Source organism: Pseudomonas sp. L5B5 (genome assembly GCF_020520285.1).
Lineage (GTDB): Bacteria > Pseudomonadota > Gammaproteobacteria > Pseudomonadales > Pseudomonadaceae > Aquipseudomonas.
The window spans coordinates 6,605,009-6,631,133 of sequence record NZ_CP084742.1; the positions used below are offsets into that span (position 1 = coordinate 6,605,009).

Below are 26,125 nucleotides of genomic sequence, written 5' to 3' on the forward strand. Positions count from 1 at the left end.
GGCCTGTCAGCAGGTCGCGGTTGTGGTTCAGTGCACCCAGACTTCCACTCGCCGGTTCTTGATCCGGCCCTCGTCGAGGTTGTTGGCGGCCACCGGCAACTGTGCGCCGAAACCCCGAATCTCGCGGAACACCACACCACTTTTCACCAGCTCCCGACGCACCGCCATGGCCCGCAGCTTGGACAGCAAGGCCGCGCGGGTCGGGTCGCTCTTGGCGTCGCCAAATCCGGCCAGGGTTACCTGGCGGTTCAGCTTGCCGTGCTGGCGCAGGTAGTCCAGGACCCGGTTCAGGTCCTGGCGCGCCTTGTTGTCCAGGCTGGCACTGCCTTCCTCGAAGCGAAAGTTCACGCTCAGGCGCTGGGCCTCCCGGGCCAGTGCCTGGTACGCCTCGGGCATCTGCGGGCCGGGCTCCACGCTCATGGCTTGCACGGTCTGGGCGACGAAACCGTTGGCGGCCACTATGGCCTGGCCCTTGGCACTCTGGGCGAAACTCACCAGGGCTTTGGCCCAAGGGTTTTGGCTGCTGGGTGGCAAGTACAGGTACAGGCGCCGTGACAGCGGATAGTCTTCCGTGGCGATCAGGCTGTTGAGCGGCAACATGGGTTGCGAGTCACCGTCGACGATGGCCACCGCCTTTGCCTGGCGTACGTAGGGCAGGCCGATGAAACCTATGCCCTGGGGATCTCGGCTGACTGCGTCGGACAACTGTTCGCTGGATTCGAAGCGTTTTGCACTGGGACTCAGGGTCTTGCCGCGTCGGCCCAGGACCAGTTCCCTGAAGGTGTCGTAGGTGCCGGACTGGTCATCCCGGGCATACAGGTGTACCGCGCCACCGGCGCCGCCCAGATCTTCCCAGGTCCTGGCTTCGCCGCTGAACAGCCGGGCCAGTTGCTCGGTGCTCAGTCGGGTCAGAGGGTTGTGCGGGTGGAGGATGATTGCCAGGCCGTCGATGGCAATCACCTGTTCGGCGTCGGGACTTTTCAGGTCCCCGAGGTTTTCCAGCTCCACCAGTTCACGGTCCTTGATCGGTCGCGATGCTGCGGCGAGATCGGCCTGGCCGTTCTGCAGTGCGCTGAAGCCGGTGCTCGAGCCGTGGGCCGCCACGTCCACCCGGACCTGTCGGCCCTGGACGGTCTGGCCGATGACCCGTTGTTCGTTGTCCTTGCCACTGGCTTCGATTCTGACGTCATGCAGGCCCTGTTGTTCCATCAGTCCCTTGACCAGCGCCGGGCCCAGTCGGGCGCCGATGGTGTTGGAACCCTGGATGCGCAGCACCTGGGTGTTTTCCGCTGCCAGGGGCAGGGCGGCAAATACCGACCAGGGCAGGGCGTAACAAATGAAGCCGATCAGAAACAGGCTGATGGTCCGGCACCAGATATCTCGTTCGCTGGCGGAGGAAACGCGGGGCATGGCGGCACTGGCCTTCTATATAGAGGAGGAGGTGAATGCCGGCGAGATTAAGTCAGGGAAGTGACAGTCCTGTGACGAAGGACGCTTGTCGCAAATGAATGGCGAAAGTCCTACGTGATAAATATCTGTTTTCTCTAGATTTTTTACGATTTTGCCCAACGACCGCACCCTGTGGCGCCACGTAGAGTGGACAACTTTGTCTGTAGGGGATTGGGGCGACTGCCAACGCGCCATCTCCGCAGATGCCCTCGCAGCGTGGAGCTGCTATTTCATCGCGTTCAAAGGAGTTGCAAATGAGTGCCTGGTTCGAACTGAAGCAGTATGGCAGTGGTGCATGCAGATTCTTGCTGAAGACAAAGGAGGCGCAGACCATGCTGCAAAGCGACCGCTACCCTTGCCGGGACAGTGCCGAGATGGCTCTCGGCCTGTTCCGCGCACACTGCGCTTCCCCTGAGCGCTACGTCAAGAAAATTTCGTCGGGCGGAAAACCTTTTTTCAAGCTCAAATCCGGCAAGGATGTGATCCTGGTCAGCCACCTGTACGACTCGGAGGAGGCTCTTGAGAGCGCCATCGGCGCGATCGTCAGTGCTGGCGCCACGGACCGCGTCGAGCACGTGCAGCTCTAGCAGGCAGAAAAAAGCCCATCATCAGATGGGCTTTTTTGTGCCTGGCCGTCAGCTCAGCTCGAGCCAGATCGGTGCATGGTCGGAAGGTTTCTCCATGCCCCGCAACTCGTAGTCGACCCCGGCGTCCTTGACTCGTGGCAGCAGGCCGCGGGAAGTCAGGATCAGGTCGATGCGCAGGCCCCGCTTGGGTTCGTCCTCGAAGCCGCGGCTGCGGTAGTCGAACCAGCTGAAGCGATCATTCACTTCGGGATTCAGGTGCCGGAAGCTATCCACCAACCCCCAGTTCTTCAGGCGTGCCATCCACTCGCGCTCTTCCGGCAGGAAGCTGCACTTGCCGGTCTTGAGCCAGCGCTTGGCGTTGTCGGCACCAATGCCAATGTCGCAGTCTTGCGGGGAGATATTCACGTCGCCCATGACCACCAGCGGCTGGTCATGGCTGAAGCGGCTTTCCAGCAACTGTTGCAGGTCGCTGTAGAAACGCGCCTTGGCCGGGAACTTGGTGGGGTGGTCGCGACTTTCGCCCTGGGGGAAGTAGCCGTTCATGATGGTCACCGGCGTGCCATCGGCATCGGCGAAGGTGCCCCAGATGAAGCGGCGCTGGGCGTCTTCGTCATCGCCTTCGAACCCCTTGTGCAGGGCCAGTGGCGCCTGGCGCGAGAGCAGGGCGACCCCGTAGTGGCCCTTCTGGCCGTGGTAATGCACGTGATAACCCAGGGCCTGGACCTCGGCCAGGGGGAACTGGTCGTCGGAAACCTTGGTTTCCTGCAGGCCGATCACGTCCGGTTGGTGCTTGTCGATCAGCGCCGCCAGCTGATGGGGGCGGGCACGCAGGCCGTTGATATTGAACGAGACGATCTTCATGGTCGGCGGTCCTGGCAAAACACCGATGCTAGCTGACTACGCCCGGGCCGACCAGCGTGGCAGCGTCGCCGATGCGCTGCTAATGTCCTTGGGCGTGGGAACGATCAGCGGCGCGCAAGGCTCGTACTACAAGAGCGCGGCCCTTCACGCCGCGCCAGGGAGGAGTGACCGTCATGCCTGATGCCAGCAACGCCATTGCCGATGTCCACATGCTCGACAGCGGGTATTCCCGTGAAGCGCGGTCATTGCTGTACCAGGCCTACCGGCACGAACCGACCTTCGGTTTCATCTTCGAGTCCGAGCGCCCCGGCTACGAGCAGCGCGTGCGGGCCACGGTACGCGAGCTGGTCAAGCAGCACTTTTTGCAGGACCTGCCGGCCATCGGCCTGTTGGTCAACGATCGGTTGATCGCCATCGCCCTGATCGCACCGCCGCAGCGGCGCCTGGGAATCACCGAGAGCTGGGCCTGGCGCCTGCGCATGGTGCTGAGTACCGGTTTTCGCTGTACCCGGCGCTACCTGGAGTATCACGATGCCGTGCAGGCCTGCCTGCCCAATGACGCACTGCATGTGCTGCCGTTGCTGGGGGTGCATCCGCAGTTCCAGGGCCAGCATTTCGGTGAGCAGTTGCTCAAAGCGGTGCACAACTGGTGCGCGGAGGATGCGCATTCCCAGGGCGTGGTGCTTGATACCGGCAATCCGCGGTACCTGGCCTTCTACCAGCGCCAGGGCTACCTGGAGATCGGCGAAGTGGCGGTGGGGCCTGTCCGCGAGCATGTATTCTTTCATGCCAATCCACAGCGTCTGCAAAGCGCGACGGGCTGAATAGAACTTTCCCGGCCTTCGAGTGCTCTATCGCCCTCCCAAGCTCGTGATAGCATCCGCGCCTATGAAGTTTTCCGGAAGATTCACCAGCGGCTTTTTGCTGTTGTTCACAAGCTGTGCGGCGCTGGCGCAGAGCGAATTGGCTGTCAGGGTCAAGCCTGCCAACGATGAGCTGAAGGCCAATATCGAAGGTTATATCGGTGACCTGGGTGATCGGGATGAAGAAGCCCTGCTCAGGTTCAGCCGGGGCGCTGAAGAGCAGGCGAAGAAAGCCGCCCAGGCCCTGGGTTACTACCAACCCCTGATCTCCAGTGAGGTGCGCGGCGGCGACAAGCCGCGCCTGATGCTGCGTGTCGATCCCGGCGAGCCGGTGCACCTGCGCGACGTGACGATCCGGGTCGAAGGCCCGGCGGCGTCCCTCAAGTCCTTTCGTACCCCCGACAGCGACCAGCTCAAGCCTGGCGCAGTGCTCAACCATGGGCGTTATGAAGATGCCAAGCGGCTGATCCAGAACCAGGCTTCGCGCTATGGTTTCTTCAGCGGGCGTTTCACCCAGCAGCAGTTGCGGGTGGACCCCCAGGCCGGGGTGGCGGACATCGAACTGGTCTACGACAGCGGCCCGCGTTATGCCCTGGGCAAGGTCGACTTTGCCGGCGACTCGCTGTTCGATGAAGACCTGCTGCGGCGCATGGTGCCGTTCAAGACGGGGGCCGCCTACGACTCCGAACTGATCGCCGAGCTCAACCAGGCCTTGCAATCCAGTGGTTATTTCGAATCGGTACGGGTCGACGCTGCGCCTTCCGCCGCCGAGCATGAGGTGATTCCGGTGGCGGTCCAACTGGAAACCCGCAAGCCCCGCACCATGGGGCTGGGCCTGGGGTATTCCACCGACGTCGGCCCCCGGGTCAAGGCCAACTGGACCCGGCATTGGGTCAATCCCCAGGGCCACAGCTACGGCTGGGAGGCGGAAGTCTCGGCGCCACGGCAGAACGTCGGCCTGTGGTACGACATTCCCCTGGACCCACCCCTGACCGACAAGTTGCGATTTGCCGGCGGCTATCAGAATGAAGAAATTTCCGGCACCGACACGTTGAGCAAGCTGCTGACCTTGGGCCCCGAATGGCACAGCAAGCTGCCCAGTGGCTGGCAGCGGGTGGTGTCGCTCAAGTACCAGCGCGAGGAGTACCGGCTGGGGGATGACTCGGGCCTGAGCAACCTGCTGATGCCGGGCCTTACGTATTCCTACCTGCGCAGCGACAACCGGATCGATCCGCATAACGGCTATCGCCTCCAGTTCGATACCAAGCTGGCCAAGGAGGGCCTGGGTTCGGACAACAACCTGCTGTATGGCACGGTCTTGCTCAAGGGCCTGACCACGGTCTGGGACAATCATCGCTTGCTGGGGCGAGTGCAGTTCGGCGGCAGCGCCACCAATGGCTACAAATCGGTACCGCCATCGCTGCGCTTCTTCGCCGGTGGCGACCAGAGCGTGCGTGGCTACGACTACCAGAGCCTGTCGCCGAAGAACTCCGAAGGCGATCGCATCGGCGGCCGCTACATGGTCGCAGGCAGTGTCGAGTACCAGTATTCCATCGCCGAGAAATGGCGGATCGCGACCTTCGTCGACCAGGGCAACTCCTTCAACAAGCTGGAGCTGCCGAACCTCAAGACCGGGGTCGGGGTCGGTGTGCGCTGGGTGTCGCCCGTGGGGCCGATCCGGGTCGATCTGGCCCACGCGATGAACGATGACGGCGGTATACGTTTGCACTTTTCCATGGGGCCAGAGCTTTGAAGCGTGGTGTGAAGATAACGCTGCTGGCGATCCTTGCGCTGGTGATCCTGTTTCTCCTGGCATTGGCCGCCATCCTGGGCACCCAGGCCGGCAGCCGCTGGGCCTTGCGCCAGGTGCCGGGGCTGAGCCTGGAGCAATTCGACGGGCGCCTGGGTGGCCAGTGGGCGGCCGCTCACCTGCTGTGGCAGCAGGGTGATACCCGGGTCGAGCTGCAGGGTGTGCAGTTCGCCTGGTCACCTGCGTGCCTGTTGCGCATGACCCTGTGCATCGAGCAACTGGAGGCCGACCAGGTCAGCCTGCAGTTTCCTGCCGGCAGCGATGAAAGCTCAGGCCCCATCAGCCTCCCTGATCTGCACTTGCCGCTGGCCATCGAACTGGGGCAGGTCCGAGTCGGCAGCTTGCTGCTCGACGGCAGCGAGCAACTCAAGGTGCTGCAACTGGCAGCCCACTGGACCACCGAAGGGCTGAGCATCGACTCCTTGCACCTGCAGCGCGATGACCTCGTCCTGCAACTCACCGGCTTGTTGCAACCCAGCGGCGACTGGCCGCTGGCGGCCCAGGGCAGCCTTGGCCTGCCAGCCCCCGGTGGCGGCCCCTGGAACCTGGCGCTGAAAGTCGAGGGCGACCTGCTCAAGACCCTCACGCTGCATGCCGACAGCAGCGGGTATCTGCAAGGGCAACTGGCTGGCGAGCTGCAGCCGCTGGTGGAGGACCTGCCCGCGCAGGTTCGCATCACCGCCGATGGCTTCAAGGCCAGTGCCGAGCTGCCGGATACCCTGCAATTGGACGGCCTGGAGCTTACGGGCAAGGGCGACCTGAAACGCGGTTACCAACTCGTCGGCAAGGCCAGTCTGCCCGCCGAGCAAGGGCCGGTGGCGTTGTCGTTGCAAGGCAAGGTCGACGCCAAGGGCGCACAGGTTGCGGCGCTGGACCTGCTGGCCAGCGACCGGCAGAGCCTCAAGCTCAATGGCCAGCTGGACTGGAGCCAGGGTTTTTCCGCCGAGGCCCGCCTGGCCTGGCTGGATTTTCCCTGGCATCGCCTCTATCCGTTGATCGACGAACCGGCCGTGGTGGTGCGCACGTTCAACGCCGAGGTGGCGTACCGCGATGGCAACTACCTGGGCAATTTCCAGGGTGACCTGGATGGCCCGGCCGGTGCCTTCAGCCTTGGCAGCCCGTTCAGTGGCGACCTGGGCCAGATCCACCTGCCGCAATTGCAGCTGACCGCGGGCCAGGGCAAGGCCCAGGGCCACCTGAACCTGCAGTTCGCCGACGGCATTGCCTGGGACACGGCCCTGGAACTGTCGGCGATCAACCCTGCCTATTGGCTGGCGGAACTGCCCGGTACCCTGGCCGGCCCGCTGCGCAGCCAGGGCGAGATGAAACACCAGCAGCTCAAGCTCAATGCCGACCTGGATCTCAAGGGCCGTCTGCGGGGCCAGCCTGCGCTGTTGCAGGCCAAGGCCGATGGGGCCGGGGAGCAATGGCAGCTCAGCGCCCTGGATGTGCGTCTCGGGGATAACCGGATCAATGGCACCGCCAGCCTGCAGCAGAAAATCAGCGGCCAACTGGACATCAGGATGCCGCGCCTGGGCCAGCTCTGGCCACAACTGCGTGGTCAACTCAATGGCCGGGTAGACCTGGCCGGCACGCTCAAGGCACCACAGGGCAAGGCGGACCTGACCGGACAGCAACTGGCCTTTGCCGATAACCATCTGCAGAGTCTCAAGCTGGATGCCAGCCTGGATGCGGGGCAAAAGGCCCGGGTCGATCTCAAGGGTAGCGGGATCCAGGTCGGTGAGACCCAGCTGGGCTCCTTGACCCTGGCCGGGCAGGGCGATATCGGCAAACAGAAACTGCAACTGGACCTGCAGGGCCCGTTGCTGAAATTGGCCCTGGGCCTGGATGGCGCGCTGGACCAAGGCAACTGGCGCGGACGCCTGGCCACGGGCGAGGTACACAGTGGTGGCCAGGCCTGGACACTGCAGAACCCGGCCCGGCTTGAACGCCTGGCCAACGGCACGCTCAATTTCGCCGCCCATTGCTGGGTCAGCGGGGATGCCAGCCTGTGCGGCGAGGATCAGCGGCTGATGCCCGATCCGAAGTTGCGCTACCACCTCAAGCGGTTCCCCATCGACAGCCTGGCCCAGTGGCTGCCCAAGGATTTCGCCTGGAAGGGACTGCTCAACGCCGATGTCCAGCTGGACCTGCCGGCCAGCGGCCCCAAGGGGCAGATCATCGTGGATGCCAGTAACGGTACCTTGCGCGTCAAGGACAAGGAGCAGTGGCTGGATTTCCCTTACCAGACGCTCAAGCTCGACTCGCGTCTTGGCCCGCAGCGCATCGACACCCAGTTGCAATTCGATGGTGGCAAGCTCGGGCAACTGATGGTCCAGGCGCAGATCAACCCGCTGCCCAAGAACAAGCCGCTGTCCGGGGAGTTCCGCCTCAGTGGCCTGGACCTGTCCGTGGCCCGACCATTCGTGCCCATGGTGGAGAAGCTCAATGGCAACCTCAATGGCAGTGGCAGGCTGTCTGGCGGATTGCTGGCACCCCAGGTCAACGGCAACCTGCAGCTCAGTGGTGGCCAGGTGGCTGGTTCCGAATTGCCCACCAGCATCGAGGACTTGCAGCTGACTGCGCAGATCACGGGCGAAAGCGTGCGGCTCGATGGCACCTGGAAGGGAGGCAAGACCGGGCAGGGCAGCCTGGACGGCAATCTGGCCTGGGGCAGCAACCTGCTGGTGGACCTCAACCTCAAGGGCACGCAGTTGCCGGTGACGGTCGAGCCTTATGCCGCCCTGGAAGTTGCTCCGGACCTGAAGATCGCGCTGCAGGACAACAAACTGGCGATCAGCGGCAAGGTGTCGATCCCCAAGGGCCAGATCACCGTGCGTGAACTGCCGCCGTCGACGGTCAAGGTCTCCGATGACACGGTGATCGTCGGCCAGCAGACGGCCGAGGGCAAAACCCCCATGGCCATGGCGATGAACATCGATGTGGAAGTGGGGCAGGACAAGCTGGCCTTCAGTGGTTTTGGCCTGACGGCCAACCTGCAGGGGCATGTGCACATCGGCGACAACATGGACACCCGTGGCGAGCTGTGGCTCAACGATGGTCGCTATCGGGCCTATGGCCAGCGCCTGAGCGTACGCCGGGCACGACTGCTGTTCGCCGGCCCCATCGATCAGCCGTACCTGGACATCGAGGCCGTGCGCCAGACCGACAACGTGATCGCCGGCATCCGCTTGAGCGGCAGCGCCGAGCAGCCGACGACGAAGATCTTCTCCGAGCCGGCCATGAGCCAGGAACAGGCCCTGTCCTACCTGGTGCTGGGGCGTCCGCTGAGTTCCAACGGTGAAGACAACAACATGCTTGCCCAGGCTGCGCTGGGCCTGGGCCTGATGGGCAGCTCGGAGCTCACCGGCGGCATCGCCAAGAACCTGGGCATCGAGGACTTCCAGCTCGATACCCAAGGCAGTGGCAACAGCACCAGCGTGGTGGCCAGCGGCAACATTTCCGAACGCTTGAGCCTGCGCTATGGCGTAGGCGTGTTCGAGCCGGCCAGTACCATCGCCTTGCGCTACAAGCTGAGCAAGAAGGTGTATCTGGAGGCCGCCAGCGGCTTTGCCAGCTCCCTGGACATCTTCTACAAGCGCGACTTCTAGCGCCTGCCATTCCCGGCCGTTGACGCACCCTGCGGCAGCGGCCCGGGCTTGCACGACCTGCTATTTCCTTCCTCGTCACCCGCTCCACGGTGACCGCGCGCCGGTGCGTGGGCCAAATACAGAGCATGCTAATTATTACGTTGACATTCGCTGCCTAGGCAGTAACATTCTGACACACACTCCCTGCCTAGGCAGCTAATTGGTGAGCAGATGAAGCATTTCAAGCCGGACGACTTTCACAATTGCCATCTCGGCCTGCTGCTGGGACGTGCCGCCTTGCTCAAGGACCGGATCATCGACACCCACATGGAGCCCCATGGCATCACCGCCGCACAGTTCAAGGTGCTGATCATCATGGCCCAGTTCGGCGTCGATACCCCGGCCGAGCTGTGTCGCCACCTGTCCCTGGACAGCGGATCGATGACCCGCATGCTCGATCGCCTGGAACAGAAGGACTTCCTCGCCCGTCGGCGTTCGGAAGGCGATCGGCGCCAGGTGCAACTGGTGCTCACGGAAGAAGGACGCAAGCTCACCGACCGCCTGCCCGATATCGGCGCCGACGCGATGAACGAATTGGTCGGTGCCATCACGCCCGAGGAGTTGGGCACCCTGGAACAGATCCTCAAGAAAATTTTGCTGGCCGCTGGTGACCCGATCACCATCCTGCGGGTAGGTGCCAAATGAGCAGTAGAACCTTGCGTACTCGCGCCAGCCTGGTGCTGATGGCGATGAGCCTGGCTGGTTGTGCCAACTACAGTGGCCTGGACACCGAGGGTGTGAGCCTGTCGGCCCAGAGCCTGGCTGCCGGCAAGGCACTCAATGGCGTGACCTTGTCGGCGGCGGCCTGGCCCCGCAGCGACTGGTGGAAGAGCCTGGGCGACAGCCAGCTCGACGGGCTGATCCAGGAAGCCCTGCGTGACAGTCCGGACATGCAGGTCGCCAGCGCCAGGGCCCATCAGGCCAGCGCCGCGGCCTATGCCGCCGATGCCGAGCGGATGCCGACCCTGGACGCCAGCGCCGGTATCAGCCGCTCGCGCTTGGCCCGTGACAAGGACCCGCGAGGGCAGGGCGGCGCCTATTCCACGGTGCGCAACCTCGGCGCCAGCTTCAACTACAACTTCGATCTCTGGGGCGGCCAGCGCGCCGCCTGGGAAGCCGCGCTGGGCGAGGCCCGGGCTGCGGAAGTGGATCGCCAGGCCGCCAGCCTGACCCTGGCTGCCGATGTCGCCCGCGCCTACAGCGACCTGGGCCGTGCGCACATCGTCCATGATCTGGCCACCGAGGATCTGAAACGTACCCGGCAGATGCTCGACCTGAGCAAGCGCCGCCTGAGCGCCGGGATCGACAGCCAATATCAGTACCAGCAGACCGAGAGCCTGGAGGCCAGCTCCCAGGCCAGCCAGATCGATGCCGAAAAACAACTGCAGAGCGCCCGGATCGCCCTCGCGGTACTGCTCGGCAAGGGGCCGGACCGTGCCGACGCCATCAGTCGGCCCAAGGTCCTGCAGGCCAGCGCCGTGGCCCTGCCATCGGTGCTGCCGGCGGAACTGCTGGGTCGTCGCCCCGATCTGGTGGCGGCTCGCTGGCGTGTCGAGGCAGCGAGCAAGAACATCGATGCCAGCAAGACCCGCTTCTATCCCAACCTCAACCTGAGCGCCAGCGCGGGAGCCGAGTCGGTATTGGGGGATGCGATGTTCGGTTCCGCCAGCCGTTTCTTCAGCATTGCCCCGACTGTCTCGCTGCCGATCTTCGATGGCGGTCGCCTGCGGGCCAGCCTCGACGCCCGGGATGCCGACTATGACCTGGCGGTGGCGCAGTACAACAAGACCCTGGTGACGGCCCTTGGGGACGTCAGCGACAGCATTTCCCAACTGCGTGATATCGGCCGGCAGATCGCAGCTCAACAACATGCCACCGATATTGCCCAGGACTCCTATGACACCGTGGTCCAGCGCTACGGTTCCGGCATCGGCAACTACCTGGACGTGCTGAGCATCGAGCAGCAACTGCTACAGGCCCAGCGTCAGCTGGCCACGCTCAATGCCCAACAGATCGATCTGTCGATCCAGCTGATGCAGGCCCTGGGGGGCGGTTTCGACGCCCAGAACCTGGCTTCGGCCAACCCCGTCCCAGCCCCGCAGACCAAATAATTCGAGGTATTTGTCATGGCCACCGCCGACACTCAAACATCTGCAAACACTCCGGACAACGCCAACCCGCGCAAACGCAAGGTCATGCTGCTGGGGCTGGCGGTCATCGTCGTCCTGGGCGGGCTGGGCGTATTCGCCTGGCATGAGCTCTATGGACGCTGGAACGAAAACACCGACGACGCCTATGTCAACGGCAACGTCGTGGAGATCACGCCGCTGGTCACCGGTACCGTGGTCAGCATCGGCGCCGACGACGGCGACCTGGTGCACGAAGGCCAGGTGCTGATCAATTTCGACCCCAACGACGCCCAGGTCGGCTTGCAGAGCGCCGAGGCCAATCTGGCCCGGACCGTGCGCCAGGTGCGCGGCCTGTACAGCAACGTCGACGGCATGCGGGCCCAGGTGGCGGCGCAGAAGGCCGAGGTGCAGAAGGCCCAGGACAACTTCAGTCGCCGCAAGAACCTGGCGGCCAGCGGGGCGATTTCCCAGGAAGAACTGTCCCATGCCCGGGATGACCTGACCACGGCGCAGAACGCCCTGGCCAACGCCCAGCAGCAGCTCAATACCACCAATGCCCTGGTGGACGACACCGTGGTCTCCAACCATCCGGATGTGCAGTCGGCCGCCGCGCAACTGCGCCAGGCCTATCTGAACAACGCGCGCAGCACCTTGATCGCACCGGTCACCGGTTATGTGGCCAAGCGCACCGTGCAGCTGGGCCAGCGGGTACAGCCGGGCACTGCGCTGATGGCCGTGATTCCCCTGGACCAGCTGTGGATCGACGCCAACTTCAAGGAAACCCAGCTGAGGGACATGCGCATCGGCCAGCCTGTGGACATCGAGGCCGATATCTACGGCAGCGACGTGAAGTACAGCGGCACCGTGGACAGCCTCGGCGCCGGTACCGGCAGCGCCTTTGCCTTGCTTCCGGCGCAGAACGCCACCGGCAACTGGATCAAGATCGTCCAGCGGGTACCGGTGCGCATTCATATCAATGCCGAGGAGCTGGCCAAGCATCCGCTGCGGGTCGGCTTGTCGACGGTGGTCAACGTCAACCTGCGGGATCAGAGCGGGCCGGTACTGGCCCAGCAACCGCCGCAGAAGGCGTCCTTCAGCACCGGTGTCTATGACCGCCAGCTGGTCGAGGCCGATGCCCTGATTACCCGCCTGATCCACGACAACAGCGCTGCCATCGGCAAGACCGCCAAGCGCTGAATCGCCAATCCGCCAGCCTCGGTTTCCCCTAGGAACCGGGGCGCCTGCCTCGTTCCAAAGGATTCGCGATGAGCAATAACGCGTCTTTCACCCCGCCCAGCCTGCTGCTGAGCACCATCGGCCTGTCGCTGGCGACGTTCATGCAGGTGCTCGACACCACTATCGCCAACGTGGCGCTGCCAACCATCTCCGGCAACTTGGGGGTGAGTTCGGAGCAGGGCACCTGGGTCATCACTTCGTTCGCGGTGAGCAACGCCATCGCCTTGCCATTGACTGGCTGGTTGAGCCGGCGGTTCGGCGAGGTGAAGCTGTTCGTCTGGGCGACGCTGCTGTTCGTGCTGGCGTCGTTCCTGTGCGGCATTTCCACCTCGATGCCCGAACTGGTGGGCTTCAGGGTCTTGCAGGGGGTGGTGGCCGGGCCGCTGTACCCGATGACCCAGACCCTGCTGATTGCCGTCTACCCTCCGGCCAAGCGAGGCATGGCCCTGGCGCTACTGGCCATGGTCACGGTGGTGGCGCCCATTGCCGGGCCGATCCTCGGTGGCTGGATCACCGACAGCTACAGTTGGCCCTGGATCTTCTTTATCAACGTGCCCATCGGCTTGTTCGCCGCCTGGGTGGTGAAGCAGCAGCTCAAGGCGCGGCCGGTGGTCACCAGTCGCCAGCCGATGGACTACATCGGCCTGCTGACCCTGATCATCGGGGTCGGCGCCTTGCAGATCGTCCTCGACAAGGGCAACGACCTGGATTGGTTCGAGTCCAACTTCATCATCATCGGCACGCTGGTCTCGGCGATCGCCCTGGCGGCGTTCGTGATCTGGGAAATGACCGATCGGCATCCGGTGGTCAACCTGCGGCTGTTCGCCCATCGCAACTTCCGCATCGGTACCATCGTGCTGGTGGGCGGGTATGCGGGGTTCTTCGGGATCAACCTGATCCTGCCGCAGTGGCTGCAGACGCAGATGGGTTATACCGCGACCTGGGCCGGCCTGGCGGTGGCGCCGATCGGCATCCTGCCGGTGGTGATGTCGCCTTTTGTCGGCAAGTACGCCCACAGGGTCGATCTGCGCCTCCTGGCCGGCCTGGCATTCCTGGCCATCGGCCTGAGTTGTTTCATGCGTGCCGGCTTCACCAATGAAGTGGACTTCCAGCATATCGCCCTGGTCCAGTTGTTCATGGGCATCGGCGTGGCGCTGTTCTTCATGCCGACCTTGAGCATCCTGATGTCGGACCTGCCGCCCCACGAGATTGCCGACGGTGCCGGCCTGGCGACCTTCCTGCGGACCCTGGGGGGCAGCTTCGCGGCATCGTTGACCACCTGGATCTGGATTCGCCGGGCAGACCAGCACCACGCCTACATGAGCGAAAGCATGAGCACCTTCGACCCGGTGACCCGGGATGCGCTGACCAATCTCGGGGGTGCGAGCACCAAGGCTTATGCGCAGCTGGATCAGGTCCTGACCAGCCAGGCGTACATGCTGTCCACCGTGGACTACTTCACGTTGCTGGGTTGGGGGTTCATGGGCTTGATCCTGCTGGTCTGGCTGGCCAAGCCACCGTTTGCCGCCAAGGCCGGACCGGCATCGGGCGGTCACTGACGGCCGACGCTCAGGGCAAAAAAAACAGCGCGCTGGCGAAGAGGTTCTTGGAACCGCTACTGGTCCAGGCGGCTCTTCGCCGGCACGCCGCAGATCATTTTTCGCAGGCCTTGCTCAGGACAAGTCAGGCAGCGCCGGTTGGCTGGGCACGAAATCGAAGGCCGCCAGCTGCATGCCCTGTTCGTCCACCTGCAGTGCCCAACCCTGGCGGTCCCAGTCGCCCAGCACGATGCGCTTGGCGGCCTGGTCGCCGATCTGCAGCTTGTGGATCGCCGGCCGGTGGGTGTGGCCATGCACCAGGGTACTGACACCCTGTTGCTGCATCACCAGGGGGACTTGCTCCGGGGTGACATCGACGATGTCGTTGGCTTTCATGCGGGTCTGCGTCTGGCTCTCGTTACGCAACTTGCGCGCCAGCTTCTGGCGGATGCGCAAGGGCAGGTGCCGCAGGATCCACAGGCTCAGCGGATTGCGCAGGTAGCGACGCATGCGCTGATAGGCTTCGTCCCGGGTGCACAGGCTGTCGCCGTGCATCAGCAGCACCGGCTCGCCATAGAAGTCGACGACGCTGGGGTCCTTGAGCAGGGTGGCACCGGCAGCCTTGCAGAAGGCCTGGCCAAGCATGAAGTCGCGGTTGCCATGCATCAGGAAAACCTGGGTGCCGCTATCGCTGAGCTCCCGTAGCGCCTGGCAGATGGATCGCTGGTAATGGGTCATGGCATCGTCGCCGATCCATACCTCGAAGAAGTCCCCGAGGATGTACAGCGCCTCGGCGTCGCGGGCGCGGCCACCGAGTAAATCCAGAAACGCCCGGGTAATGTCCGGGCGTTGCTCTTCCAGATGCAGGTCTGAAATCAGCAGTATCACTCAATGATCTCGGCTTTCTCGATGATCACGTCTTCTGCAGGCACGTCCTGGTGGCCAGCCTTCATGGTGGTGGCCACGCCCTTGATCTTGTCGACCACGTCGGTGCCGGCGACCACTTTGCCGAAGACTGCGTAGCCCCAGCCCTGCACAGTCTTGCCGCTGTGGTTGAGGAAGCTGTTGTCGGTGACGTTGATGAAGAACTGCGCGGAGGCCGAATGCGGCTCCATGGTACGGGCCATGGCGACGGTGTACTTGTCGTTGGAAAGGCCGTTGTCCGCTTCGTTCTGGATGCTTGGACGCTTGTCTTTCTTCTCTTTCATGCCAGGTTCGAAGCCACCGCCCTGGATCATGAAGTTACCGATGACGCGGTGGAAGACGGTGTTTTCATAGTGACCGGCTTTCACGTATTCGACGAAGTTGGCCACGGTCAACGGGGCTTTCTCGGCGTTCAGTTCCAGCACGATCTCGCCGTGGTTGGTGGTCAGTTTGACTTGGGTCATGGTCGGTACTCTTTGTAAGGAAAGCGTTTTCAAGAAAATCCTCGGGGCCGGGAGCCATCAGTGGCCCGGCCCGATCTGGCCATCCTGCGGCCAAGGAGCGCAGTTTAGCCTGACAACCACGAATTTCGAGGCGGTTTTTTAACGTGCCTGCTATTAATAGCCGCAGTTTTAAAGCTGCGCTCTGTCAGGCACTTGACCGCATCGGCTATGATATCCGTTTTGATTTATAAGGCCGCATCCGGCCACGCACTTGTACGTTCAAGGATCCTATGAGCAAGCCCACTGTCGACCCTGCTTCCAATGCCAAGACTGGACCGGCTGTACCGGTCAACTTCCTGCGCCCGATCATCCAGGCGGACCTGGACTCGGGTAAACACACTCAGATCGTGACCCGTTTCCCGCCGGAGCCCAACGGCTACCTGCACATCGGTCATGCCAAGTCGATCTGCGTGAACTTCGGCCTGGCCCAGGAATTCGGTGGCGTCACGCACCTGCGTTTTGACGACACCAACCCGGCCAAGGAAGACCAGGAGTACATCGACGCCATCGAGCGCGACGTCAAGTGGCTGGGTTTCGACTGGGCCGGTGAAGTCCGTTATGCCTCGCAGTATTTCGACCAGCTGCACGACTGGGCGGTGGAGCTGATCAAGGCGGGCAAGGCCTATGTCGACGACCTGACTCCCGAGCAGGCCAAGGAATACCGCGGCAGCCTCACCGAGCCGGGCAAGAACAGCCCGTTCCGCGACCGTTCCGTGGAAGAGAACCTGGACTGGTTCGCTCGCATGAAGGCTGGCGAGTTCAAGGATGGCGAGCGTGTCCTGCGGGCCAAGATCGACATGACTTCGCCGAACATGAACCTGCGCGATCCAATCCTCTACCGCATCCGTCATGCCCACCATCACCAGACCGGCGACAAGTGGTGCATCTATCCGATCTACGACTTCACCCACGGCCAGTCTGACGCTATCGAAGGCATCACCCATTCGATCTGCACGCTGGAGTTCGAGAGTCATCGTCCGTTGTACGAGTGGTTCCTGGACAACCTGTCGGTGCCATGCAAGCCGCGCCAGTACGAGTTCAGCCGCCTGAACCTGAACTACACCATCACCAGCAAGCGCAAGCTCAAGCAACTGGTGGACGAGAAGCACGTCAATGGTTGGGACGATCCGCGCATGTCGACCCTCTCGGGTTTCCGTCGTCGCGGCTACACGCCCAAGTCCATCCGCAACTTCTGCGAGATGATCGGTACCAACCGTTCTGATGGCGTGGTGGATTTCGGCATGCTGGAGTTCAGCATCCGTGACGACCTCGACCAGAGCGCCCCGCGCGCCATGTGCGTGCTGCGTCCGCTGAAAGTCGTGATCACCAACTACCCGGAAGGCCAGGTCGAGAACCTCGAGCTGCCGCGTCACCCGAAAGAAGACATGGGTGTGCGTGCTCTGCCGTTCGCTCGTGAAATCTACATCGACCGTGACGACTTCATGGAAGAGCCGCCCAAGGGCTACAAGCGCCTGGAACCAGCCGGTGAAGTGCGCCTGCGCGGCAGCTACGTGATCCGTGCCGACGAAGCGATCAAGGATGCCGATGGCAACATCGTCGAACTGCGTTGCTCCTACGATCCGGACACCCTGGGCAAGAACCCTGAAGGCCGCAAGGTCAAGGGCGTGATCCACTGGGTGCCGGCTGCTGCCAGCGTCGAGTGCGAAGTACGCCTGTACGATCGTCTGTTCCGTTCTCCGAACCCGGAGAGGGCCGAAGACAGCGCCAGTTTCCTGGACAACATCAACCCTGACTCCCTGCAAGTGCTCACTGGTTGTCGTGCCGAACCCTCGCTGGGCAACGCACAGCCGGAGGACCGTTTCCAGTTCGAGCGCGAAGGCTACTTCTGCGCAGATCTCAAGGACTCGAAACCAGGTGCCCCGGTATTCAACCGTACCGTGACCCTGCGCGACTCCTGGGGTCAGTGATTCAGTCAAGGAACTAAAGTGCTTACGATCTACAACACGCTCACCAAGAGCAAAGAAGTCTTCAAGCCCCTGGATGGCAACAATGTGCGGATGTACGTGTGCGGCATGACCGTGTACGACTACTGCCACATTGGCCATGGCCGCAGCATGGTGGCTTTCGACCTGGTGACCCGCTGGTTGCGTTTCAGCGGTTACAACCTGACTTACGTGCGCAATATCACCGATATTGAAGACAAGATCATCAATCGGGCGCGTGAGAATGGCGAGCCGTTCAATGCACTGACCGAACGCATGATCACGGCGATGCACGAGGACGAGGCCCGGCTGAACATCAAGAAGCCTGACCTGGAGCCACGTGCCACGGACCATATCCCTGGCATGCTGAGCATGATCCAGACCCTGATCGACAAGGGGTATGCCTATGCTCCGGGCAATGGCGACGTGTACTACCGCGTCGCCAAGTTCATGGGCTACGGCAAGCTGTCGCGCAAGAAAATCGAGGACCTGCGTATCGGTGCGCGGATCGAGGTCGACGAAGCGAAACAGGATCCCCTGGACTTTGTCCTGTGGAAAGCTACCAAGCCGGGCGAGCCGAGCTGGGAGTCGCCGTGGGGCGCTGGTCGTCCGGGCTGGCACATCGAATGCTCGGTAATGTCCACCTGCTGCCTCGGCGAGACCTTCGACATCCATGGTGGTGGCAGCGACCTGGAGTTCCCGCACCACGAGAACGAGATCGCCCAGAGCGAGGCGGCCACCGGCAAGACCTACGCCAATGCCTGGATGCACTGCGGCATGATCCGCATCAATGGCGAGAAGATGTCCAAGTCCTTGAACAACTTCTTCACCATTCGCGACGTGCTCGAGAAATACCATCCGGAAGTGGTGCGTTACCTGCTGGTATCGAGCCATTACCGCAGTGCGATCAACTATTCGGAAGATAACCTCAAGGACGCCAAGGGCGCCCTGGAGCGGTTCTACCATGCGCTCAAGGGCCTGCCGAAAGTGACGCCGGCCGGTGGCGAAACCTTCGTCGAACGCTTCACCCAGGTGATGAACGACGATTTCGGTACGCCGGAAGCCTGCGCCGTGCTGTTCGAGATGGTGCGCGAGATCAACCGCCTGCGTGAGAGTGATCTCGACGCGGCGGCTGGCCTGGCGGCCCGTTTGCGGCAACTGGCCGATGTGCTGGGCGTATTGCAGCTGGAGGCCGAGGACTTCCTGCAGGCCGGTGCCGGCGATCGGGTCGATGCGGAGCAGGTCGAGGCACTGATCCAGGCTCGCCTGGCAGCCCGTGCCAACAAGGATTGGGCCGAGTCCGACCGGATCCGCGACCAGATCACCGCCATGGGCGTGATTCTGGAAGACGGCAAGGGTGGCACAACCTGGCGCCTGGCTGATTAAGCCGGCGTTCGCTGCAACAAGAAACCCGCCTGGTGCGGGTTTTTTGTTGCCTGTTGAACGATGCCTACTGGCTCAGGCCAGCGAAGCGAGGCGTTCCACCGTGTCGGGATAGCGCTCCACCAGGCGCATCAGGGTAGTGGCCTGGGCATTGGGGGTAGCTCGGCCTTGTTCCCAGTTCTCCAGGGTGCGGGTGTTGGTGCGTAGGTACATGGCGAATACCGAGCGCGAGAGGTTGAGTTGCTGGCGGATATTCATCACCTCGGCGGCGGTGATGGGTGGTAGCTTGTCGAGTTTCACGTTATGGCTGCGCAGGGTGATCTTGCCCTGGCGTTCCTGGGCGAGGGCGTCGATGCCCTCCAGCAGTTCGGAAAAGATGTCACGCTTGGTCATGTCTTCTGGCCTCGATTTCACGTTCCAGCAATTGTTTGAGCTGTTGTCGCTGCTGCGGTAGCAGGTCGTCCAACTGGTCCTTGTCGAACAAGGTAAAGAGCCAGAACTGCGCCCCTCCGGACCACCAGTAATAAATTACCCTCAGCCCGCCACGTCGGCCCTTGTTGCGCCGCTCATCGATGAAACGCATCTTGCGCAAGCCGCCAGTGCCCTGGATGAAGACACCTGCGTGCGGGTGGCGCAGTAACTCGATCTGCAATTCGCAGAACAACTCGTCATCAAGGAAGTCCCTTCGGTATCGCCCAAATGCCGGTAGTTCAATAAATAGAGCATTCATCTTATACGCTTCCTGCGTATAGCGATGGATGGCGCTGCAGCTTTGGTCAAGGCCCGCTGAGTGCCGCGTTTGATCTGGCAACAGTCTATGCCGCCAGCCTCTGGCTGAATGTCGGACCAGGCCGCGGCGCCAGGAAGGGCGATTCCGACTGTGCCAGGGAAGAGGGGAGGGTGGGGACCTGAAATGCAAAACGGCACCCGAAGGTGCCGTTCTGTGTGGAGCGTTGTAGCTGGGGCGATCAGCCCGCCAGGCCGGAATGCTGGACCAGGTTCAGCAGTGGCTGCGGGTAGACGCCGAGGAAGAATGCCAGCACCGCGATGGCCAGCAGCATGACACCACCGGCTTTCTGTTCCCAGTGGAGCTGGGCATCGACGCGACGCAGGTTCGGTTCCATCAGGTACAGGGTGACCATCACGCGCAGGTAGTAGAAGACGCCGATGGCACTGCCCAGGATCAGCGAGCCTACCAGCCACCATTGGTGTGCTTCGACACCAGTGGCGATGATGTAGAACTTGCCGATGAAGCCAGCGGTCAGCGGGATGCCGGCCAGGGACAGCATCATCACGGTGAGGACGGCGGTCAGGTACGGACGGCGCCAGAACAGGCCGCGGTACTCGTACAGTGCGTCGGCGTCACGGCCCTTGTACGGCGAGGACATCAGGGTGATCACGCCGAAGGCGCCCAGGCTGGTGATCACGTAGGTAACCAGGTACACGCCGATGGCCTCCATCGCCAGGCCCTTGCTTGCCACCAGGGCAATCAGCAGGTAACCGAAGTGGGCGATGGACGAGTAACCCAGCAGTCGCTTGAGGTTGCTCTGGGTCAGCGCCAGCAGGTTGCCGACCAGGATCGAGGCAATCGCGATCACGGTCAGGACGTTGCTCAGGACACCGCTGCTGGCCACTGGCGACAGCTGGAACAGGCGCACCAGCACTGCGAACACCGCCACCTTGCTGGCCGTGGCCAGGAAGGCCGCTACCGGAGCCGGGGCCCCTTCGTAGACGTCGGGGGTCCAGAGGTGGAAAGGCACCAGCGACAGCTTGAAGGCCAGGCCGATCAACATCATGCCCAGGCCCAGCTGAGCCAGCGGGCTTGGCAGGCCGGTGGCCGCCAGGGCGTGGCCGATGCCGCTGAAGCTCAGGCTGCCGGCTTCTGCGTAGAGCAGGGCCATGCCGAACAACAGGAAGCCCGAACCGGCTGCCGACAGCACCATGTACTTGATGCCGGCTTCCAGGGAGCGCTTGTTGAAGAAGGCATAGGCCACCAGGCCGTAGACCGGTACCGAGAGCAGTTCCAGGCCGATGAACAGGCCGGCCAGGTTCTGCGCGCTGACCAGCACCAGGCCACCCGCGGCGGCCAGGAGGATCAGCAGGTACAGCTCTTCACGGTTGCCCGGGTAGCCGCTGCTGCCGTCGCCCAGGTAGGCGTGGGCCAGGGTGACGCAGGCCAGGGTGGCGACCAGGATCAAGGCCATGTACAGGCAGGCGAACTGGTCGATCTGCAGCAGCGGGGTGACCGCCAGGGGGGCCACTTTCAGCACCGGGAAGATCGACAGCAATGCCAGGTTCAGGCCCGCTACCGACAGCAGGAAGGTCTGGGAGTGATTGCGCCGCCAGGCGATCGCCAGCATCACCACCACAAGGGTGGCGCTGGTGATCAGCAGCGGCGCCAGGGCTATAAAGTGTTGAATCGTAAAGTCCATAGCGCTCTTACCGGGCCGAAGCGAGTTGAGTGAAGGCGGTGCTGAGCCATTGCTGCACGCCATGCATGGTGGCGGCAGAGGTATCGAGGAACGGTTGCGGGTACACGCCGATGTAGATCAGCAGCACCGCCAGTCCCAGCACCATGATCAGTTCGCGAGCATCCATGCCATGCAGCACCGCGTCCGACTTGGACGGGCCGAAGTAGGCACGGTGGATCATGATCAGCGAGTAGACCGAGCCGAACACCAGGCCGGAAGTGGCGATAGCGGTGATCCATGGGGCGCTGACGAAAGTGCCGATCAGGATCAGGAACTCGCCGACGAAGTTGCCGGTGCCCGGCAGGCCCAGGGAGGCGGCTGCGAAGAACAGGCTGATCGCTGGCAGGTAGGCGATGCGCGACCACAGGCCGCCCATTTCACGCATGTCGCGGGTATGGGTACGCTCGTACAGCTGGCCGCTGAGGATAAACAGCGCGGCGGCCGAAACACCGTGGGCCAGCATCTGGATTACCGCGCCCTGCAGGGCTTGCTGGCTGCCGGAGTAGATGCCGATCAGCACGAAGCCCATGTGGGACACACTGGAGAAGGCGATCAGGCGCTTGATGTCGGTCTGGGCGAACGCCAGGAAGGCACCGTAGAAGATCCCGATCAGGCCCAGGGTCATGGCGATCGGTGCGAACTCCGCCGAAGCGTTGGGGAACAGCGGCAGGGCGAAGCGCAGCAGGCCGTAGGCCGCGGTCTTCAACAGGATGCCCGCCAGGTCTACCGAACCTGCGGTCGGTGCCTGGGCGTGAGCGTCAGGCAGCCAGGAGTGGAACGGTACCACTGGCAGCTTCACCGCGAAGGCGATGAAGAAACCGAGCATCAGGATGTACTCGGTGGCGGTGGACATCTTGGTCTTCAGCAACTGGGCGTAATCGAAGGTGATGACCCCGGTGTTGTTGAAGTTGACCAGCACCAGGCCCAGGATCGCCACCAGCATGATCAGGCCGGAAGCCTGGGTGAAGATGAAGAACTTGGTCGCCGCGTAGATCCGGGTCTTCTTGCCGTCTGCCGAACTGTGACCCCAGAGCGCGATGAGGAAGTACATCGGCACCAGCATCATTTCCCAGAAGAAGAAGAACATGAACAGGTCCAGCGCCAGGAACACGCCGACAACGCCGCCCAGGATCCACATCAGGTTCAGGTGGAAGAAACCCACGTGGCGCTCGATCTCTTTCCAGGAGCAGAGTACCGAGAGGATACCCAGCAGGCCGGTCAGCAGGATCATCAACAGCGACAGGCCATCCAGGGCCAGGTGCACGTTGATGCCAAAGCGCTGGATCCACTGGTGCTTGAACTCCAGGGCCCAGGTCGGATCGACGCCAGGCGCCGGAGCATATGAATAGTTACCGTGGGCCCACAGCCAGAGGCCGAGGGCGAGTTCCAGGGTCATGGTCAGCAGCGCAATCCAGCGGGGGAGGGTGGCGCCGAAGCGCTCACCCAGCCAGCACAGCAGGCCACCGATGAAGGGGATCAGGATTAGCCAAGGCAGAATCATGACGGGCTCAATTCCTTTCGCAAGTTCGCAAGGTTCATATCAGACCGCTACCAGCACGATGGCGCCGATGACCAGCACGGCTCCAGCAGCCATCGAGGCAGCGTACCAACGCAGTTGACCGGTTTCGGTACGGCTCAGGGAGTTGTGGCCCCCTTTGGCCATACGCGGGATCAAACCGATGGTCTGATCGAGCGGGTCCTTGCGCAGTACATGGCTGATCGCCAGGTATGGCTTGACGAACAGTTTGTCGTAGATCCAGTCGAAGCCCCAGGCGGCGAACCACCAGGCCGAGAGCAGACGCCCGATGCCGCTGTTGGCGATGGCGGTCACAACGCGACGCTTGCCAAGGAACAACAGGGCAGCCAGCAGGATACCGGCCAGGGCGATGGCGCCCGAGGCGATTTCCAGGCTGTGCTTGGCTTCGCCACCGGCATGGCCGGCGCTGAGTGGCAGCACGCCGTGCAACGGTGGAGTGATCATTGCGCCGATCGCGGTGGACAGTACGATCAGCACCACCAGCGGCAGCCAGTGGGAAATCCCGTGGCCAGCGTGGGCTTCGGTCTTGGTTTCACCGTGGAAGGCGATGAAGATCAGGCGGAAGGTGTACAGCGAGGTCATGAACGCACCCACCAGGCCGGCGTACAGCAGGCCATGGTTGCCGCTGGCAAAGGCTTCCCAGAGGATCTCGTCCTTGGAGTAGAAGCCTGCGGTCACCAGAGGCAGGGCCGCCAGGGCCGCGCCGCCAACGATGAAGCTGGCGTAGGCCAGGGGCAGTTTCTTCCACAGGCCGCCCATCTTGAAGATGTTCTGTTCGTGGTGGCAGGCGACGATCACCGCACCGGAAGCAAGGAACAGCAGGGCCTTGAAGAACGCGTGGGTCATCAGGTGGAAGATCGCGCCATCCCAGGCGCCGACGCCCAGGGCCATGAACATGTAGCCGATCTGGCTCATGGTGGAGTACGCGAGGATCCGCTTGATGTCGGTCTGTACCAGTGCGGCGAAGCCAGCCAGGACCAGGGTCACACCGCCGACCAGGCCCACCAGGTGCAGGATCTCCGGCGCCAGGGTGAACAGGCCGTGGGTACGGGCGATCAGGTAGACACCGGCGGTGACCATGGTCGCGGCGTGGATCAGTGCCGAAACCGGAGTCGGGCCGGCCATCGCGTCCGCCAGCCAGGTCTGCAGTGGCAGCTGGGCCGATTTACCGACGGCGCCACCCAGCAGCATCAGGGTCGCCAGGGTGATCCAGAAATCACCTGCCTGGAACTTCTGCGGCGCTGCCACCAGCAGTTCCTGGACGTTCAGGGTGCCCAGTTGCTGGAACAGGATGAACAGGCCGATGGCCATGAACACGTCGCCGATGCGGGTGACGATGAAGGCCTTGAGGGCGGCGTTACCGTTGTTGCGGTTGCTGTAGTAGAAACCGATCAGCAGGTACGAGCACAGGCCCACGCCTTCCCAGCCGAAGTACAGGAACAACAGGTTATCGCCCAGGATCAGGAACAGCATGCTGGCGATGAACAGGTTGGTGTAGGCGAAGAATCGCGAGTAGCCGGCTTCACCACGCATGTACCAGGAGGCGAACAGGTGGATCAGGAAACCCACGCCGACCACCACACCGAGCATGGTCACGGACAGGCCGTCCAGGTAGAGGGCGAAGTTCGGTGCGAAACCATCCACCGACATCCACTGCCACAGTACCTGGGTGTAGTGGCCGCCTTCGGGCGGGGCGACGTTGAATTGCCAGATCACGTAGGCGGCGACAATGGCCGAGAGGCCAATGGAGCCGACACCGATCAGGGCCGCGAGGTTTTCCGAGAGGCGTCCACGGGAGAACGACAGCAGCAGGAAACCGATCAGGGGGAATACGAAAGTCAGAAAGAGAAGGTTCATCCGCGCATCTCGCTGGCAGCATCGATATCCAGAGTGTGGAAGCGGCGATACAGCTGCAGCAGGATCGCCAGGCCAATACTGGCTTCGGCGGCTGCCAGGCTGATCACCAGGATGAACATCACTTGTCCATCCGGCTGCGCCCAGCGGGCGCCAGCGACGATGAAGGCCAGTGCCGAGGCGTTCATCATCACTTCCAGGCTCATCAATACGAAGAGGATGTTACGGCGGACCATCAGGCCGACCAGACCGAGGCAGAACAGGATGCCGGCAACCGCCAGGCCATGCTCCATCGGGATAGTACCGAGAGGGATAGTAGGCATCGTATTACTCCTTCGCCTCGTTGCGGCCCAAGTGGAATGCCGTGACGGCTGCAGCCAGCAGCAGCATCGAGGCGAGTTCGACCACCAGCAGGTAAGGGCCGAACAGGCTGATGCCCACGGCCTTGGCGTCCACGGTGGTTTGACCGATACCGGCACCGCTCTGGTGGCTGAACAGTACGTACAGCAGTTCGACCAGCAGCAGGCCGGCAAGAATCACCGGCCCGATCCAGATACCCGGCTTGAGCCAGATTCGCTCTTGCTGGACCGCAGCCGGGCCAAGGTTGAGCATCATCACCACGAACACGAACAGCACCATGATGGCGCCGGCGTAGGCGATCACTTCCAGGGCACCGGCGAACGGCGCGCCGAGGCTGAAGAAGGTCATCGCCACGGCGATCAGCGAAATGATCAGGTAGAGCAGGGCGTGCACAGGGTTGGTATTGGTCACCACACGAAGTGTGGAGACCACCGCAACACCTGACGCGAAATAGAAAGCGAATTCCATCGTTCTTCCTTAAGGCAGCAAGCTCTTCACGTTGATCGGCTCGGCTTCGTTCTGCGCGGTGCCCTTGGGCTTACCGGCAATGGCCATACCTGCAACACGATAGAAGTTGTAATCAGGGTTCTTTCCGGGGCCGGAGATCAGCAGATCTTCTTTCTCGTAAACCAGGTCCTGACGTTTGAACTCGGCCATCTCGAAATCCGGTGTCAGCTGGATCGCGGTGGTCGGACAGGCTTCCTCGCAGAGACCGCAGAAAATGCAGCGCGAGAAGTTGATGCGGAAGAAGTCCGGGTACCAGCGACCGTCTTCGGTTTCAGCTTTCTGCAGCGAGATGCAACCCACCGGGCAAGCCACGGCGCACAGGTTGCAGGCAACACAACGCTCTTCGCCGTCGGGGTCGCGGGTCAGCACGATGCGGCCACGGTAGCGGGGCGGCAGGTACACCGGCTCTTCGGGGTATTGCAGGGTGTCGCGCTTGCGAAAGCCATGGCCGAATACCATCACCAGGCTGCGCAACTGGGTACCAGTACCCTTAACGATGTCGCCAATATATTTGAACATG

22 protein-coding genes are annotated in these 26,125 nt (G+C 62.7%); 10 read left to right on the plus strand and 12 right to left on the minus strand.

Going from position 1 to position 26,125, the window contains the following annotated elements; genetic code table 11:
• Positions 1 to 27: 27 nt before the first annotated feature.
• Entirely contained in the window at positions 28 to 1,410 is a 1,383-nt protein-coding gene (locus tag LGQ10_RS30390) for a substrate-binding domain-containing protein (RefSeq protein ID WP_226524120.1), read from the minus strand.
• Between the two features lie 293 nt (positions 1,411 to 1,703).
• Between LGQ10_RS30390 and LGQ10_RS30395 the strand changes: the two genes are divergently transcribed.
• A complete protein-coding gene (locus LGQ10_RS30395) occupies positions 1,704 to 2,036 on the plus strand; it encodes a DUF1508 domain-containing protein (RefSeq protein WP_058438000.1) in 333 nt (110 codons plus the stop codon).
• Between the two features lie 48 nt (positions 2,037 to 2,084).
• Here the strand turns inward: LGQ10_RS30395 and xthA are convergent, their stop codons facing one another.
• Entirely contained in the window at positions 2,085 to 2,897 is an 813-nt protein-coding gene (xthA, locus tag LGQ10_RS30400) for an exodeoxyribonuclease III (RefSeq protein ID WP_226524121.1), read from the minus strand.
• 173 nt (positions 2,898 to 3,070) lie between these two features.
• Between xthA and LGQ10_RS30405 the strand changes: the two genes are divergently transcribed.
• The 7 genes from LGQ10_RS30405 (at position 3,071) to LGQ10_RS30435 (ending at position 14,144) form a co-directional block, all read left to right on the plus strand.
• A complete protein-coding gene (locus LGQ10_RS30405; protein ID WP_058437994.1) occupies positions 3,071 to 3,721 on the plus strand; it encodes a GNAT family N-acetyltransferase in 651 nt (216 codons plus the stop codon).
• Between the two features lie 64 nt (positions 3,722 to 3,785).
• Positions 3,786 to 5,513, plus strand: a complete 1,728-nt coding sequence (locus tag LGQ10_RS30410) for an autotransporter assembly complex protein TamA (RefSeq protein ID WP_226524122.1) — start codon at positions 3,786 to 3,788, stop codon at positions 5,511 to 5,513.
• A complete protein-coding gene (locus LGQ10_RS30415; protein ID WP_226524123.1) occupies positions 5,510 to 9,181 on the plus strand; it encodes a translocation/assembly module TamB domain-containing protein in 3,672 nt (1,223 codons plus the stop codon). The genes LGQ10_RS30410 and LGQ10_RS30415 overlap by 4 nt, the downstream gene beginning before the upstream one ends.
• A 210-nt stretch (positions 9,182 to 9,391) precedes the next feature.
• A complete protein-coding gene (locus LGQ10_RS30420; RefSeq protein WP_058436160.1) occupies positions 9,392 to 9,865 on the plus strand; it encodes a MarR family winged helix-turn-helix transcriptional regulator in 474 nt (157 codons plus the stop codon).
• Positions 9,862 to 11,331: an efflux transporter outer membrane subunit gene (locus LGQ10_RS30425; protein WP_226524124.1), complete on the plus strand. Its 1,470-nt coding sequence runs from the start codon at positions 9,862 to 9,864 to the stop codon at positions 11,329 to 11,331. The genes LGQ10_RS30420 and LGQ10_RS30425 overlap by 4 nt, the downstream gene beginning before the upstream one ends.
• A gap of 15 nt (positions 11,332 to 11,346) precedes the next feature.
• Complete coding sequence (locus LGQ10_RS30430) at positions 11,347 to 12,546, plus strand: HlyD family efflux transporter periplasmic adaptor subunit (RefSeq protein WP_058436158.1); 1,200 nt, start codon at positions 11,347 to 11,349, stop codon at positions 12,544 to 12,546.
• A 68-nt stretch (positions 12,547 to 12,614) separates the two neighbouring features.
• Complete coding sequence (locus LGQ10_RS30435; protein ID WP_226524125.1) at positions 12,615 to 14,144, plus strand: DHA2 family efflux MFS transporter permease subunit; 1,530 nt, start codon at positions 12,615 to 12,617, stop codon at positions 14,142 to 14,144.
• Positions 14,145 to 14,258: 114 nt separating this feature from the next.
• On the opposite strand, the gene LGQ10_RS30440 is transcribed toward LGQ10_RS30435, so the two are convergent.
• A complete protein-coding gene (locus LGQ10_RS30440; RefSeq protein WP_226524126.1) occupies positions 14,259 to 15,011 on the minus strand; it encodes a UDP-2,3-diacylglucosamine diphosphatase in 753 nt (250 codons plus the stop codon).
• On the minus strand, positions 15,008 to 15,511 hold the full coding sequence (locus tag LGQ10_RS30445; RefSeq protein WP_058435545.1) for a peptidylprolyl isomerase: 504 nt from the start codon (positions 15,509 to 15,511) through the stop codon (positions 15,008 to 15,010). The genes LGQ10_RS30440 and LGQ10_RS30445 overlap by 4 nt, the downstream gene beginning before the upstream one ends.
• A gap of 269 nt (positions 15,512 to 15,780) precedes the next feature.
• Here LGQ10_RS30445 and LGQ10_RS30450 point away from each other — a divergent pair, with 269 nt between their 5' ends.
• Both LGQ10_RS30450 and cysS read left to right on the plus strand, forming a co-directional pair.
• Entirely contained in the window at positions 15,781 to 17,478 is a 1,698-nt protein-coding gene (locus LGQ10_RS30450; RefSeq protein ID WP_058435544.1) for a glutamine--tRNA ligase/YqeY domain fusion protein, read from the plus strand.
• A gap of 18 nt (positions 17,479 to 17,496) precedes the next feature.
• Positions 17,497 to 18,879, plus strand: coding sequence for a cysteine--tRNA ligase (gene cysS, locus LGQ10_RS30455; RefSeq protein WP_058435543.1), 1,383 nt, complete (start codon positions 17,497 to 17,499; stop codon positions 18,877 to 18,879).
• 72 nt (positions 18,880 to 18,951) lie between these two features.
• On the opposite strand, the gene LGQ10_RS30460 is transcribed toward cysS, so the two are convergent.
• The 8 genes from LGQ10_RS30460 to nuoI form a co-directional block, all read right to left on the minus strand.
• On the minus strand, positions 18,952 to 19,269 hold the full coding sequence (locus LGQ10_RS30460; RefSeq protein ID WP_226524127.1) for a helix-turn-helix domain-containing protein: 318 nt from the start codon (positions 19,267 to 19,269) through the stop codon (positions 18,952 to 18,954).
• Complete coding sequence (locus LGQ10_RS30465) at positions 19,256 to 19,606, minus strand: toxin (RefSeq protein WP_226524128.1); 351 nt, start codon at positions 19,604 to 19,606, stop codon at positions 19,256 to 19,258. The genes LGQ10_RS30460 and LGQ10_RS30465 overlap by 14 nt, the downstream gene beginning before the upstream one ends.
• 238 nt (positions 19,607 to 19,844) lie before the next feature.
• Entirely contained in the window at positions 19,845 to 21,308 is a 1,464-nt protein-coding gene (gene nuoN / locus LGQ10_RS30470; RefSeq protein ID WP_058436309.1) for an NADH-quinone oxidoreductase subunit NuoN, read from the minus strand.
• A 7-nt stretch (positions 21,309 to 21,315) separates the two neighbouring features.
• Positions 21,316 to 22,848: an NADH-quinone oxidoreductase subunit M gene (gene nuoM, locus LGQ10_RS30475; RefSeq protein ID WP_058436308.1), complete on the minus strand. Its 1,533-nt coding sequence runs from the start codon at positions 22,846 to 22,848 to the stop codon at positions 21,316 to 21,318.
• Positions 22,849 to 22,887: 39 nt separating this feature from the next.
• Positions 22,888 to 24,741, minus strand: a complete 1,854-nt coding sequence (nuoL, locus tag LGQ10_RS30480; protein WP_226524129.1) for an NADH-quinone oxidoreductase subunit L — start codon at positions 24,739 to 24,741, stop codon at positions 22,888 to 22,890.
• Entirely contained in the window at positions 24,738 to 25,061 is a 324-nt protein-coding gene (nuoK, locus tag LGQ10_RS30485; protein WP_016964784.1) for an NADH-quinone oxidoreductase subunit NuoK, read from the minus strand. The genes nuoL and nuoK overlap by 4 nt, the downstream gene beginning before the upstream one ends.
• Before the next feature lie 4 nt (positions 25,062 to 25,065).
• Entirely contained in the window at positions 25,066 to 25,566 is a 501-nt protein-coding gene (nuoJ, locus tag LGQ10_RS30490) for an NADH-quinone oxidoreductase subunit J (protein ID WP_226524130.1), read from the minus strand.
• A gap of 9 nt (positions 25,567 to 25,575) precedes the next feature.
• Entirely contained in the window at positions 25,576 to 26,124 is a 549-nt protein-coding gene (gene nuoI, locus LGQ10_RS30495) for an NADH-quinone oxidoreductase subunit NuoI (RefSeq protein ID WP_022639651.1), read from the minus strand.
• Between the last annotated feature and the right edge of the window lies 1 nt (position 26,125).

Excerpts from the sequence above, each read along its gene's own strand:
- LGQ10_RS30390 (WP_226524120.1), bottom strand. The coding sequence starts at position 1,410 with ATGCCCCGCGTTTCCTCCGCCAGCGAACGAGATATCTGGTGCCGGACC.
- LGQ10_RS30395 (WP_058438000.1), top strand. The coding sequence starts at position 1,704 with ATGAGTGCCTGGTTCGAACTGAAGCAGTATGGCAGTGGTGCATGCAGA.
- xthA (WP_226524121.1), bottom strand. The coding sequence starts at position 2,897 with ATGAAGATCGTCTCGTTCAATATCAACGGCCTGCGTGCCCGCCCCCAT.
- LGQ10_RS30405 (WP_058437994.1), top strand. The coding sequence starts at position 3,071 with ATGCCTGATGCCAGCAACGCCATTGCCGATGTCCACATGCTCGACAGC.
- LGQ10_RS30410 (WP_226524122.1), top strand. The coding sequence starts at position 3,786 with ATGAAGTTTTCCGGAAGATTCACCAGCGGCTTTTTGCTGTTGTTCACA.
- LGQ10_RS30420 (WP_058436160.1), top strand. The coding sequence starts at position 9,392 with ATGAAGCATTTCAAGCCGGACGACTTTCACAATTGCCATCTCGGCCTG.
- LGQ10_RS30425 (WP_226524124.1), top strand. The coding sequence starts at position 9,862 with ATGAGCAGTAGAACCTTGCGTACTCGCGCCAGCCTGGTGCTGATGGCG.
- LGQ10_RS30430 (WP_058436158.1), top strand. The coding sequence starts at position 11,347 with ATGGCCACCGCCGACACTCAAACATCTGCAAACACTCCGGACAACGCC.
- LGQ10_RS30435 (WP_226524125.1), top strand. The coding sequence starts at position 12,615 with ATGAGCAATAACGCGTCTTTCACCCCGCCCAGCCTGCTGCTGAGCACC.
- LGQ10_RS30445 (WP_058435545.1), bottom strand. The coding sequence starts at position 15,511 with ATGACCCAAGTCAAACTGACCACCAACCACGGCGAGATCGTGCTGGAA.
- LGQ10_RS30450 (WP_058435544.1), top strand. The coding sequence starts at position 15,781 with ATGAGCAAGCCCACTGTCGACCCTGCTTCCAATGCCAAGACTGGACCG.
- LGQ10_RS30460 (WP_226524127.1), bottom strand. The coding sequence starts at position 19,269 with ATGACCAAGCGTGACATCTTTTCCGAACTGCTGGAGGGCATCGACGCC.
- LGQ10_RS30465 (WP_226524128.1), bottom strand. The coding sequence starts at position 19,606 with ATGAATGCTCTATTTATTGAACTACCGGCATTTGGGCGATACCGAAGG.
- nuoN (WP_058436309.1), bottom strand. The coding sequence starts at position 21,308 with ATGGACTTTACGATTCAACACTTTATAGCCCTGGCGCCGCTGCTGATC.
- nuoM (WP_058436308.1), bottom strand. The coding sequence starts at position 22,848 with ATGATTCTGCCTTGGCTAATCCTGATCCCCTTCATCGGTGGCCTGCTG.
- nuoL (WP_226524129.1), bottom strand. The coding sequence starts at position 24,741 with ATGAACCTTCTCTTTCTGACTTTCGTATTCCCCCTGATCGGTTTCCTG.
- nuoK (WP_016964784.1), bottom strand. The coding sequence starts at position 25,061 with ATGCCTACTATCCCTCTCGGTACTATCCCGATGGAGCATGGCCTGGCG.
- nuoJ (WP_226524130.1), bottom strand. The coding sequence starts at position 25,566 with ATGGAATTCGCTTTCTATTTCGCGTCAGGTGTTGCGGTGGTCTCCACA.
- nuoI (WP_022639651.1), bottom strand. The coding sequence starts at position 26,124 with ATGTTCAAATATATTGGCGACATCGTTAAGGGTACTGGTACCCAGTTG.